Source organism: Mesorhizobium sp. AR02 (assembly GCF_024746835.1).
In the GTDB taxonomy this organism is placed as follows: domain Bacteria; phylum Pseudomonadota; class Alphaproteobacteria; order Rhizobiales; family Rhizobiaceae; genus Mesorhizobium.
The window spans coordinates 4,299,309-4,311,659 of sequence record NZ_CP080531.1 but is presented as its reverse complement, the minus strand read 5'-3'; the positions used below and the strand labels follow the sequence as shown (position 1 = coordinate 4,311,659).

The window sequence follows — 12,351 nt, the reverse complement described above, 5'->3', positions numbered from 1 at the left end:
AAAAACCCCGCCGAAAATCGACGGGGTTTGTCAGCGGTCTGAGGGCGGCATGGCCGCCCTTTTTGCAAGCTACACCGCAGTGCCAGCGCTTGGCATGGCCATTGGCGCGACAGCCTTGCGTGAGCGGCCGAGATAATAGACCGCGGCCGCCGCGATGACACCGGCCGCCAAGATGGCGATCGCCAGAACCGGCCGATACCAGAACCAGGCAATCGCGATCGTCGTCGTACCGACCAGGATCGCCAGGAAGAAGGCGATGATGCCGGTTCCCATCCGCGCCATGCTGCCGAGGAACGGGATGACGTCGAAGATCACGCCGATCGGGCTGAGGAACAGGGCAAAGCCGATCGTCAGCAGCAAAAGGCCGCCGCCGCGCAGCAGCCAGGTGATCAGCGTGTTGGCGCTGACCGCCTCGGCGAACATCTTGTCGGCCGACACCTGGCCGGTATCGACCATCAGCAACGCATCGCCGGCTTGCGTCTGGTAAGGCTCGAACCGGCTGCCGGCCTGGCGCGCGACGATGCTGACCACGCCGAGTGGCGCGAGCTCATAGCCGATACGGTAATCGCCCAATGTGGGCGTCGTGTTGTCGCTGCCGAGATAGATTCTGCCATCGACGATGCTGAGCGGCTTGGTTCCGGTATAGGCGGCCTTTATCGCCGCCGACTGACTGGACGACAGCGAGTAGTCCTTGTCGCCCTCGATGCGGTCGAGCACCGGCGTATCCAGATCGAAGGCGACGAGCTTGCCCTGCGGGATCTGGAAAGCGCGGCTGTGGATCGCCATTGGCGGATTTTGATGACCGTCCGGCTTCTTGAAATCGGATGAATCGATCTGGCTGTCGTCCCACACCTTCGAATAACTGTAGGTGGTCTCCGTTTCCTCGCCGCCGCCAAGTTTCTTGGTGGTTTCGGATTTGGACTCTTCCTTCCACTGGTACATCTCCACGCTGCGCGACAGGCGCAGTCCTTGCGCGGCGATGCCGAAATCCGGATCCGACAGGCCGCTATCGGCCGTCACCGGCCCGCTGACATGCACCAGTTTGCCGTCATTGGCTGCATCGACGCTGTCGGCGTTGATCGAGATGACGGTACCGGCGCCTTCAGCCAGCGAGCGCGCTGTCTGCACCGCGCGGCCCTCGTTCCAGAACAGCCCGATCACCATCAGCACGATAAGCAGCAGGCCGAAGATGACCCCGCCGACCGCGCGCTTGATCCGCCCGAACCACGAGACTGAAGTGACTTCCCTAAATGAATCGCTCATCGTTTCCCCCGAAACCAAAGATAACAAGATTTAAGCGCGGCCGCCGGCCGCGCATGGAGCCGATCAATCGGCGTGGATTTGCGCGCCACAGTCCTTGGCGCCAGCGCAAGAGTGCACCGCTCGCGTCGTGCCGCCATCGCCGACCCGCCACGGTGAAGCGGAGAGCGGCGCCTGGCTGTTGGCGCCGAGAAGGTCGAGCGCCCGCATGGCCGTCTGTTCGCCTGCCTCGTCACGCTTGACGATCTCGACGTCCTTGAGACCGATCGCGGCAAGCTGCGGCATGACAACGTCAGGATCACCAGCAACGACGATCAGCGATGGGTCCAGCGACGACAATGCCAGCGCCTGTTTTTGCACCGCGTCGAGCGTCAGTTGGGTGCGCGCCGTCATGCGGTTTTGCTGGTCCTCCAGGGTCGAACCACTGCCGACCGCGCTGATCAGCGAGCCGAACAGACCGGCAGAGGTCTCGGCCGATCCGGCCAGTGCCCGGCGATAGACCGTCACCGTGCGGTCGACCTCGTCCTGCGCCACCGGCAAGGTGGTCAGGCCGGCAAAACCTTTCAGGATCTCGGTGATCGCCGGACCAGTGTTGGCCCGCTCGACCGTGGTTGCCACCACCAGTCCCGAGCCGACCTTCATTGGGCTCATGAGATAGCTGGACACGCCATAGGAATAGCCTTTCTCCTCACGGATCACCGAATTCAACCGGCTGGAGAAATCATCGCCAAGCAGGTTGGCGACGGCGGTCGATTCAGCGCGCTCGCCTTCGTCGGTGCCGGGTGCCGGCCGCGCCACGAACAGCGCCGACTGGCTGGCGCCGGGTTCGGGCACCAGCAGCACTTTCTGGCCAGCGCTGAAATGCGCTGCCGGCGACGGTTCGACGGCATAACCGGCGGCGTCGCTTGTCCACGTGCCGAATGCTTTTTCAAGGCCGGCAGCGACGGTTGCGATCGGCATCGGGCCGACGCTGTAGAAGGTCACCGCCTTGGGCGTGAACTCCGCCTTGAACGCGGCTTTCGCCTCGTCGAGCGAGATCGAGGCCAGCGCCTTTGCCGACCAGTCGACCGCTGCTTTGCCCGGCACTTGCGGAATAAGCGCCGCCTTTGCCGCGCGGCCGGCAACGCCAGGCAGATCCGCCTCGCGGCCGTTCAGCCAGTCGACCGTCTGCGCCATCAGCACCGTCCATTCGGTCTTGTCGAAACGCGGCTTCAGCACCGCGTCGGCAAGCAGGCCGAGACCCTGGTCGAGCTTTTCCGGTGGCACGCCAAGCGTCATCGTGGTGGCCAATGCGCCGGCCTGATAGCCGATCCCCGCACCGATATCGCTGGTCGCCTTGGCGAAGTCGGCCGCACCGCGATCGCCGGCGCCACGCGTCGCCATGCTGGCGGCAAGCTCCAGCAGCCCCTCCTTGCCTTCCGGCACGCTGTTCCAGCCACCTTCGGCACTGGCCGCCACATAGGCTATCGGCGCCTCCGGCAAGGTGTAGTGGACGAGCTTGATGCCGTTGGAGAGCGTCGCCGTTTCCATGGCCGGCAATACCGCCGAAGGCGCTTGCCCGGCTGGATGCTTCGGGATGTCGATAGCCACCCGCTCCGGTGCCGTAAAAGGCTGTGGCGTTCCGGACGAACCGATCAGCGCGTCGGGATAGCCGCCGCGCGGCCCGGGCTTCAGCACCAGCACGCTGGCGTCTTCCGGTTTCAAGTGCTGCTTGATCGTCGCTTCGACATCGACAGCACTGGCATTCCTGACGCGCGGATCGTCGACCAGCGCGCTCTGCGCATCGCCGAGAATGTCGGCGTTGTAGGAGACGGTGCCGGCACGATCCTTCAGCGCCTCGTTGCCCAGCCGCGCTGCCTGCAATATGCCGTTGCGCGCGCGTTCGACATCAGCCGGATCGAGCGGCGTCTTCTGGAAATCCACGAAGGCCGCTTTCATCGCGCTTTCGAGCGCTTGCGGAGTCACACCGGCCGCCGCACCCGCCTCGAAGGTGAAACGCCCGCCGAGCAGGCCGGCCGTCCAGCTTGCACTGGCATAGGTAGCGACGCCCTGTTCCGAGACCAGCCGGTTGCGCAGAAATCCGTAGTCGCCATTGCCGAGCAGTTCGGCGGCAATGCTGAGCGCACCATTGTCCGGTGACTGCGCCGCCGGACCACTGAAGCCGACCACGACAACGGGGCTCGGCACGCGATCCTCGAGCACCAGCTTGAGCCGCGCCTGCGTCGGTTCCGGGACGGCTGGGCGTGCCACGTCGGCGCCGCGTGGCACCCGGCCGAACGTGTCGGCAATCAGCGCCTTGGTGTCATCGACCTTGAGGTCGCCGACCAGCACCAGCACCGCATTGTTGGGCAGATAGTAGGTGTTGAAGAAGCCTCTGACATCGTCCAGCGTCGCCGCATCGAGGTCGGCGACCGAACCGATGACCATGCGGCTATAGGGATGCGGCTTTGGGAACAGCCCGGACCAGAAAGCTTCCCAGCCCGATGCGCCGGCCTTGTCGAGCACGTTCTGGCGCATCTCGTTCTTGACCACCGAGCGCTGCAGGTCGAGCTTGGCCTGTGTCACCGAGCGGCCGAGATTGGCCATGCGGTCGGCTTCCAGCGACAGGATCATCGGCAGCGACGACGACAGCCCGTCGACATAGAACACGGTGCCGTCCTCGGTGGTCCAGGCATTGATCTCGTTGCCCAATGCGGCGTGCGCACCGAACACGTTCGGCCAGGCCGGCGTGCCGGAAAACATCAGGTGCTCGAACAGATGCGCAAAACCCGAGCGGCCCGCCGGTTCATTCATCGACCCGACGCGGTAGCGCAGGTTCATCACCACTTTCGGCGCACGATGGTCCGGCACCAGCACCACCTGCAGCCCGTTGTCGAGCGCATAGGTGACGATTGGCTCGGCCTTGGCGGGCGCTGCCGCACCGGCAAGAACCACAAGCACCACCGTGAACGCGAGGAAAACCTGCTTCATGATCACCCCCCAATCGGATGGCCGCAAACAAGCGCGGCCAACCTAGCCCAGTCCGATCGAAGGGAAGCCCACCCTCCTGCCGATCGGCGAAAACCTATCGGAATCGATCGGTCCTCGATACGGCAGCTTCGCAACAACCTCTGGCTTTTTCGTGTCAACGTTTCAGGCGGCCCCGATGCCGCGAAGGAGCCTTTGACGCCCCTCTGAGTCGCACGCGAGTCCATCAGATTCGATTTTGTCAAATCGCGTTTGATGTCGGATTCATCTGCGGGTAGATTAGACCCGAATCAGCCGGTCCTCGGGGGGCGCGGCGACCACCCAAAGTCTCACGTTCCGGAATTTTCCGGCGCCAGACGCGGACGGCTTCGCGTTCCCTGAATGGATTCCGTCTGGTTGGGCGCGGCCCCGCGCCTCGTGTGCGTCTCGTGAAAGTAACGCGTTTTTTAGGGTTCGGCGGCTGGCCTCCAGCATCCGGGCAGCAGAAACGATTCCGGCCAAAAGCAACAAGAATGAGCAGTCCCGCCGCGCTTCTTCAATCCGATACATTGGGCTCGCGCCTGACGTCGCGCGGTGATTTGACCAGCTTCTTCATGGAGCTGACCGCCGAGATCGGCGCCGACAGCTACATGCTGGTTGCCATCGTCCATGACCAGGACCGCAACGACGCGCGCATCGTCTCCTCGAACTGGATCTTCGACGCCATCGAACTGATCGGCAAGCGGCTGATCGCCAGCCTTGCCCAGGGGACCCTCACCGTCGCGCCCGGCATCCGCCCAAGGCCGCTGGTGGCCGCCGAGGCGCCCGACGCCGACGGGCTGGTCTCCGGCGAAGAGGCCCGCCTCCTCGACGTGCTCGGCCATGCCGAGATCTATTCGCTCAGGCTGAATGTCGGCCGACAGCGCCTGTTTGCCCTGTTCTCGGCGGCGGCGGCCGGCCAGATCGACCAGCCGGCGCTGATGAAGGCGCAGCTGAAATGCTGCTACGCACTCTCGCATATTCCGCAGCTGATCGCTGCCGCGGCCATGCAGGATCCGCTGTCGGACCGCGAGCGCGAATGCCTGTTCTGGGTCTCGGAAGGCAAGACCACCGATGAGGTGGCGGTCATCCTTGGCGTGTCCTCCAACACCGTCAACAGCTACATCACCCACGCCATCCAGAAATTCGCGGCCAGCAACCGCGCGATGGCCATCGCCACGGCGATCAGGAGTGGCATCATTTGAAACAAGCCGACATCAAGGATGCAGCGGAGGCCCTTTTCAACGAGCAGCGCAGCCCGTTCGGCGCCTTCTCGCTAAGTTCCGAAACCCATCACGCCGTCACCATTCCCGATGCCGTGCGCCGCTGCCGCTGGATATCAGTCGACATCAACGCCTCGGCCTTCGGCCTGTACTTCGTCAGCCCGTCGCCGGAGCGGGCGCGGCTGGTCCCGTGTTTCGATTCCGACTATCCCGGCATTGCGGTGGCGACGAAGTTCATCTCGGGCGCCAATGGCGAAGAGATCGTGCGCCACACCCACAATTCCACGGAGCCACGCTGGTGGACGGATGACGGCGTCGCCGCGATGGCCGAGACGTTCAGCAACCTCGCCTGGACCGCGCAGATGGCACCACTGGCGCCCGGCACCAGCGGCATAGCCTTTCCCGTCCACGCCGATCGCGGCCAATGCGGCCTCGTCGTCTTCCTGGGATCCGAGATCGCGTTGCCGCAGGACGCGCTCTACGAAATCCACGCCCGCTGCTTTTCCCTGTTCGCCGCCGTCGCCCGTATTCGTCCCGGTGACACCGGCAGGATGCGCGCCATCTCCAAGCGCGAACTCGAATGCCTGAAGCTGACCGCCAACGGCAACACCAGCGAGGAGATCGCGCGGCTCCTGAAGCTGTCGGTGCACACCGCCAACCAGTATCTGACGCAGTCGACGCAGAAGCTCAACGCCGTCAACCGCAACCAGGCGGTCGCCAAGGCGCTGCGGCTAGGCCTGATCGAATAGCCTGACAAAGGTGCTTCAGAAAGCCAGCGGCTCGACCTTGCGGATCCGCGCCTGTTCGATCACCGCTTCCAATAGCGCCGTATTGCGCTCGGGATCCTCGCCGGGCTTTTCGAACGACACGTAATTGACCGCGACCGAGTTGCCGGCCTCACTCAGCGTCAGCTGGAAATAGACGGTCACCCCGGGTGGCCTGAGTTCCAGATCGAGCACGATACGCGGACTGCCGCTCCAGTCGACATGCGCCTCGCCGCCATGGCCGAGCCTGAGCGTGCCTGGCATGAAGAACAGCTCCACCGCTGAATCGACCAGATCCGACAGGCAGGCGAAATGCTCCAGCCGGATGAAGGCGATGTAGTCGGCGACATCGATCAGCCTCAGTTCGCCGACCACTTGCTCGATGGCGCTGGCGACGATGATCTCGCGGGATTTTGCGTGCGGTTGGCGGTTCATGAAATCTGTCTGCGCTCAGCCTTTTTCGAGTAGACGATCCGCACCAGTTCGGCGACGGCCTGGTAGAATTGCGACGGGATCACATTATCGACCGAAACTTGCTTGTACATGGAGCGGGCAAGCGCCACGTCCTCGAAGATCGGGATGTTGTGCTCCTTCGCAATCTCGCGGATTTTCAGCGCCACCAGATCCTGCCCCTTGGCCACCACCAGCGGTGCCGAATCCTCGTCGCGCACATATTTGAGCGCGATCGAGAAGTGGGTCGGGTTGGCGATGATCAGCGTCGCGCGCGGTACCGCTGTCATCATCCGCTTGCGCGCACGGTCGCGCGCCAGCGAGCGCAGCCGCGACTTGACGATCGGGTCGCCCTCGGACTGCTTGAACTCGTCCTTCACCTCCTGCTTGCTCATGCGCAGGTCCTGCTTCCAGTGGAAGCGTGACCAGACGATGTCGATCGCCGCGATCAGTCCCATGACGAAGACGATCGCCACCAGGATGTCGACCGCGATGCCGCGGATGACGAGGCCGAAAGCGACGGGATTGGTGATCATTCCGGCGAGCAGCTTGCGATGATCCTCCGACAGCGTGAAGGTGAGCACGGCGATGGCGAAGCCGACCTTTGCCAGGGATTTCAGGAACTCGACCCAGCCCTGGGCGCCGAACATCCGGGTCCAGCCCTTGGTGATCGAAATGCGTGAAAGCTGCGGCCTGATCCGCTCGCCGACGAATTGCGGCATGTTCTGGAGCACCGAGGCGCCGATGCCGGCAACCGTCAAAAGCACCAGCAGGCTGATGAGGGCGCGGCCCACTTCCAGCATGACGAGCTTGTAGAGCGCGATGACATCGGTTTCGGTGTCCATCGGCCAGGCCTCGGGCTTCTCGAGGAACATCGACAGGAACATGCCGAGGTCGATGACCGCGTCCTTGGCATAGAAGACGGTGAAAACCAGTATGGCGACGAAGGAGGCGAGGATTGCGGTTTCCTTCGAATGGGGCAGCTTGCCCTGTTCGATGGTGTCGCGGACCTTCTTTTCCGTCGCCTCTTCGGTTTTGGAGTCCTTGTCGGTGGTGTCGGACATGCCTTAGGCGGCGTTCTGTGTCGCGGGAAGTTCGAATGCGCCTTCACGCGACAGCCGGATCGTCGTCGTCACGATCGTCTTGCGCGCCGTCATGATGTCGGCGAGGGGAATCCCTTCCGACCCCTGTCCGAGTTCGGCTTCGATCATGCGCCGCGACCGCGCGCCGATCGCCGACAGCACCGCTTCGGCGAGCGCCGCCGACGTGCCGCGCAGCGCCAGCGTGACGAGCTCGGTCGACAGCCCGTCGAACAAAAGCACGCGCGCCTTCTGGGTGAGCAGCGGCAAGTCGTCGAAAGCGAAAAGCCGTGCCCGCACACCGTCGAGGTCTGGCGTGCCGGCGGCTTCCAGGTCCTGCATGACCTCCTCGAGCAGTGGCTTGTCCAGCTCGTTGAGCACGCTGGCGACGCGCGCCTGCCCGGCCGAAGTGTCCTTGGTCGAGGTTTCCGCCAGCACGCTGGCGCGCAGCCGGTTCTCGACGATCCTGGTGGCGGCGTCGGGAACATTGGCCATCGTCACCATGCGCTTGATGATTTCGCCGCGCATCGGCTTGGTCAGCGTCAAAAGCACGCTCGCCGCCGCCTGCGGCGCCAGCTTCGACAGCACCATGGCCGCCGTCTGCGGATGTTCGCCGGCCAGGAAGGTGCCCAGCCGCGAGGGTTCGAGCTTTTCGAGATCGGGCCAGATCGGCGGCGGCCCTTCAGGTGCCGCCTCCGGTTTCTTGTTGCCCATGATGGCGCTCATCTCTTCGGGCGACAGCGATTCGTTGAGGATGGTGTCCATCCTGTCGGCGGAATCGAGCAGGCCGGCGCCCTCGGTGAACTCGGCCTCGAATTCGGCAACGATGCGCTCGAGATCGCTCTGCGGAATGGTCCTGAGCAGCCGGGCGCCCTCGATCAGCGCCTTCAGCTCTTCCTGCTTGAAGAATTTCAAGAGGCGGCTGGCGGACGGCTTGCCCATTGCCACCAATATGGCGGCCGCCTTCTGGGCGCGCGTCAGGGTCGTCAGCGGCGTCATGCTGCCTCTCGCCTCCGCTGCAACCGGCAAGCCCCACCAGCCATGTTTAGGCGCCCTTCGTGCCGGCGATGATTTCGGTCAGCCTGATGCCGAAGCGCGAGGGGTCGCTCTCAAGCACCGTGATCTCGCCGCGCGCGATCTTGCGGCCGTTGACCACGACGTCGACCGGTTCGCCGATGCGGCGGTTGAGCGCCACGGTCGAGCCCTTCTGCAGCGCCATCAGATCGGCAACCGCCATCTCGGTGCTGCCCAGGATGATCTGGACATCGACAGGGATGTTCATGATGACGTTCGAATTGGCGCCCGCGGCCGCCCTGAACGCCGCGTCCGGACGCTGCTCCTCCTCATGCAGGACCCCGCGCAATTCCTCGATGGCGCGGTCGAGCTGCTCGTCCGGCTGGTCGAGTTCTGCTTCCACTTTGGTCTTGGCCATGCGTCTTCTCCAAAAGCTCAGGCGCGCCCGGCACCGGCCGGCATGAGCCCATCGATGAAATCCTGCCCGGCATCGAAAGGATGCCTGATTCGGACGGTGTAATTCTGCCCCAGTTTGCCGAACTCGCATACGAACAGCGTCTGGCCGCGCGCACTGAGCCGAGCCCTTGATTGCGCCGTTTCCTCGAAGTCGATGACCTGGCCCACTTCGAGACTGGCGAGGTCGCCAAGCGTCAGCCGCGCCAGCGGCATGGTGGCTTCGAGCGCCACCGTCGAGCGCATCACCTCTTCCGAAAAGCGCTCCCGCCAGCTCGGGCCGTGGTCATCCCCACCGGCGTTCGCAGCGCCGTCGCGGCTGGCCAGCACGATACGCTGCGGCATCGTCACAGTCACTGTGCCGCTGTCGGCTGGCGTCGAGATGCCAAGAACGATGCGCAGTGCCGCGCCATCACGCAAAACGTGCCGTTTGGCTTCGGCGCCCGACATCGCGCGCGGTACGGGCAGACGCAGGTCGAGCGAGCGCCGCCCCGATCCGTTCAGTGCCTGCGCGACCTGCTGAAACAGCATGGTCGAGACATCAACCTCGATCTGCGACAGATCACGCTCGATCGGCGATGCCGGCGTCTCCGGGTCGCCGCCGAACAGCGTGCAGACCATGATCGCTATCGCCGGCGCATCGATCACCAGGGTCATGGCATCGGAAGACGTGGATGATGCCACGATGGTCATGGCAAACGTATCGCCGGCACGCGAGCGCGCCTCCGCGACGCGGCTGACCTCGACGGCCCTGAGATCGACGGTGACCGGAACGCCAAGCTCACTGGTCAGGCTCTTTTGCAACAGCGGCGCGGCGCGCTCGGCCATGGCCCGGCCGGTACCGATGACCTGGGCGGCCTCGCCACTGTCGCCGACCAGGCGCTCGATGATCAACGAGCGCGCTTGCGCTGGGCTGCCCGGACTGGTCATGGCCGTGTTGGCACCGATCTGTCGTGCATCGCTCAAGCGGCCTTCTTCTCGGCGCTGCCGGTGTTCATCGTGCTCTGCTCGACGGCGTCGATGGTCGGCCGTTCATAGGATGAGATGGTCTTGCGGCCGAATTCGATCGCCACCTGCGGCAGCGCACCGTTCATGTAGGCGAGCAGCGTCTGCTTGACGATGATGTAGAGGCGGTTCTTCTTCTCGCGCACCGTCTTGATCTTGGTGGCGACGGGCCCGACCACAGCGTAGGACAGGAAGATGCCGAGGAAGGTGCCGACAAGTGCGGCGCCGATCAGGCCGCCGAGGATTTCTGGCGACTGGTCGAGTGCACCCATCGCCTTGACCACGCCAAGCACCGCGGCGACGATGCCCAGCGCCGGCAGGCCGTCGCCGACCGCGACCAGCGCGTGATAGGCCTTCATCTTGTCGGACCGGATGGTCTGGATCTCCTCGTCCATCAGCGCCTCGATCTCGTGCGAGCGGGCATTGCCGATGATGATGATGCGGCAGTAGTCGCAGATGAAATTCATCAGATCGTGATTCTTGAGCACCGTCGGAAAGGCCTGGAAGATGGCTGATTCTTCCGGATTGTCGATATGCGCCTCGACTTCGCTGCGCGATTTCGAGCGCAGTTCGCGCATCAGGCTGTGCAGCACGCCGAGCGTTTCCAGGTAATCCTGTTCCTTCGGCACCGCCTGCTTGAAGGCTTCAAGAATGCCCCTGCCGGTATCCTTGACCGTCTTCATCGGGTTGGCGACCAGGAAGGTACCCAATGCAGCGCCGCAGATGACCACGGCTTCCCAGGGCTGGACCAGCACGTGCAGATGCCCGCCCATGGCCATGAAACCGCCAAGGACGCAGCCGAGCGTCACCACAAGTCCAATGAGAATGCCCACGGCAGTTCCTTCCGCATTTCATGTCAGCTGCAGGGATAGTCCCCGTGCCTTGTGTGAGGCTTGAATCCGAGCCGCCAAGGGCGCCGAATGTTGCCGATTCAGTTTCGCGCAAGGAAGTGAGGTTATTGTCACGATATTAAGCTTCGGCCGGAGGCATGACGTTGCTCGATACCTTTACCAGCTACCAATTGATCACCAAAGACATCAGCAAGTCGATCGACCGCATCGAGCAACAGCCGACGGTCGATCGCGATACCAAATATTATCTCGCCAACATCACCAAGGTGAAATCGATCGACGATTTCGTCAACAATGACCGGCTGTTCAAATATGCCATGAAGGCCTACGGGCTGGAGAATATGGACTACGCCAAGGCCTTCATGGTCAAGGCGCTCAAGGAAGGCGTTTCGACCTCCAGCAGTTTCGCCAACAAGCTGACCGACAAGCGCTACGCCGCGTTCGTCAGCGCCTTCAACTTCGCCGCCAACGGCGCCGATGCCACCATCTACAACAAGGCGCAGCAGCTGGTGACGAAGAACTATGCCACGCAGGCGCAAATCGCCGGCCTCGATCCGAATTCGGACTATGTGAAGGGCGAGACCACGTATTATCTCGCCAACATCACCAAGGTGAAGTCCGTCGACGACCTGATGTCGAACAGCCGGCTCTACACCTACGCGCTGGCCGCGTTCGGTCTCGATTCGGCGACGGAGAACAAGGACCTGATCAAGTCGGTCCTGCAAGGTGGCGTGCGCGACCCCAACAGCGTCGCCAACAAGCAGACGAACCCGGCCTACGCCGCACTGGCCTCGGCCTTCAACTTCGAGCAATACGGCGAGAACGCCACCACCATCAATCCGGCGCAGCAGCCAACCGTCGACAAGTATATGCGCCAGACGCTTGAGGAGGATGCCGGCCAGACCAACGAGGGTGTGCGGCTGGCGCTCTATTTCCAGCGCAAGGCGCCCGACATCACCAGTTGGTATGACGTGCTGGCCGACACGGCACTAGCCACCGTCGTGCGCACCGCGCTGGGTCTCCCCGATTCCTTCGCCACCGCCGACATAGACAAGCAGGCGCAGCTGTTCGCGCAGAAACTCAACATCTCGGATTTCTCCGACCCGCAGAAACTCGGCAAGTTCCTGACCCGCTTCACCAGCATGTACGAGATCAACAATCCGACCTCGACGGCCGTGACGTCAGTCAGCGTGCTGTTCGCCCAGCCGGTCACGGTGGGCATCTCCACCGACCTGATGATGGCCATGCAGAAGTTGAAGTTCTGATC

11 protein-coding genes are annotated in these 12,351 nt (G+C 63.5%); 3 read left to right on the top strand and 8 right to left on the bottom strand.

Annotation, left to right across the window (positions count from 1 at the left end):
• Positions 1-69 precede the first annotated feature (69 nt).
• Together DBIPINDM_RS25055 and DBIPINDM_RS25050 are read right to left on the bottom strand one after the other, a co-directional pair.
• The gene (locus tag DBIPINDM_RS25055; protein WP_258581720.1) at positions 70-1,263 is read right to left on the bottom strand and encodes a TMEM43 family protein; all 1,194 of its coding nucleotides are present in this window, start codon (positions 1,261-1,263) and stop codon (positions 70-72) included.
• A gap of 63 nt (positions 1,264-1,326) precedes the next feature.
• A complete protein-coding gene (locus DBIPINDM_RS25050; RefSeq protein ID WP_258581719.1) occupies positions 1,327-4,230 on the bottom strand; it encodes a M16 family metallopeptidase in 2,904 nt (967 codons plus the stop codon).
• A 509-nt stretch (positions 4,231-4,739) separates the two neighbouring features.
• Here DBIPINDM_RS25050 and DBIPINDM_RS25045 point away from each other — a divergent pair.
• Together DBIPINDM_RS25045 and DBIPINDM_RS25040 are read left to right on the top strand one after the other, a co-directional pair.
• Positions 4,740-5,450, top strand: a complete 711-nt coding sequence (locus DBIPINDM_RS25045) for a helix-turn-helix transcriptional regulator (RefSeq protein WP_258581718.1) — start codon at positions 4,740-4,742, stop codon at positions 5,448-5,450.
• Entirely contained in the window at positions 5,447-6,217 is a 771-nt protein-coding gene (locus DBIPINDM_RS25040; RefSeq protein ID WP_258581717.1) for a helix-turn-helix transcriptional regulator, read from the top strand. Before DBIPINDM_RS25045 ends, DBIPINDM_RS25040 begins: the two co-directional genes overlap by 4 nt.
• A 15-nt stretch (positions 6,218-6,232) precedes the next feature.
• Here the strand turns inward: DBIPINDM_RS25040 and DBIPINDM_RS25035 are convergent, their stop codons facing one another.
• The 6 genes from DBIPINDM_RS25035 to motA are packed head-to-tail and all read right to left on the bottom strand — an operon-like array spanning position 6,233 to position 11,066.
• Complete coding sequence (locus DBIPINDM_RS25035) at positions 6,233-6,667, bottom strand: hypothetical protein (protein WP_258581716.1); 435 nt, start codon at positions 6,665-6,667, stop codon at positions 6,233-6,235.
• Entirely contained in the window at positions 6,664-7,746 is a 1,083-nt protein-coding gene (gene flhB, locus DBIPINDM_RS25030; RefSeq protein ID WP_258581715.1) for a flagellar biosynthesis protein FlhB, read from the bottom strand. The genes DBIPINDM_RS25035 and flhB overlap by 4 nt, the downstream gene beginning before the upstream one ends.
• Positions 7,747-7,749: 3 nt before the next feature.
• Positions 7,750-8,760 carry a flagellar motor switch protein FliG gene (locus tag DBIPINDM_RS25025; protein ID WP_258581714.1) on the bottom strand — a complete coding sequence of 337 codons (1,011 nt, stop codon included), beginning with the start codon at positions 8,758-8,760 and terminating at the stop codon, positions 7,750-7,752.
• 46 nt (positions 8,761-8,806) lie between these two features.
• The gene (gene fliN / locus DBIPINDM_RS25020; RefSeq protein ID WP_019860938.1) at positions 8,807-9,193 is read right to left on the bottom strand and encodes a flagellar motor switch protein FliN; all 387 of its coding nucleotides are present in this window, start codon (positions 9,191-9,193) and stop codon (positions 8,807-8,809) included.
• 17 nt (positions 9,194-9,210) lie between these two features.
• Positions 9,211-10,158 (bottom strand): FliM/FliN family flagellar motor switch protein, encoded by a 948-nt coding sequence (locus DBIPINDM_RS25015; RefSeq protein WP_318036953.1) that lies wholly within the window; start codon positions 10,156-10,158, stop codon positions 9,211-9,213.
• A 32-nt stretch (positions 10,159-10,190) separates the two neighbouring features.
• The gene (gene motA, locus DBIPINDM_RS25010) at positions 10,191-11,066 is read right to left on the bottom strand and encodes a flagellar motor stator protein MotA (RefSeq protein ID WP_258581712.1); all 876 of its coding nucleotides are present in this window, start codon (positions 11,064-11,066) and stop codon (positions 10,191-10,193) included.
• Between the two features lie 161 nt (positions 11,067-11,227).
• On the opposite strand from motA, the gene DBIPINDM_RS25005 reads away from it, so the two are divergent.
• Positions 11,228-12,349: a DUF1217 domain-containing protein gene (locus DBIPINDM_RS25005; RefSeq protein WP_258589334.1), complete on the top strand. Its 1,122-nt coding sequence runs from the start codon at positions 11,228-11,230 to the stop codon at positions 12,347-12,349.
• Positions 12,350-12,351 lie beyond the last annotated feature (2 nt).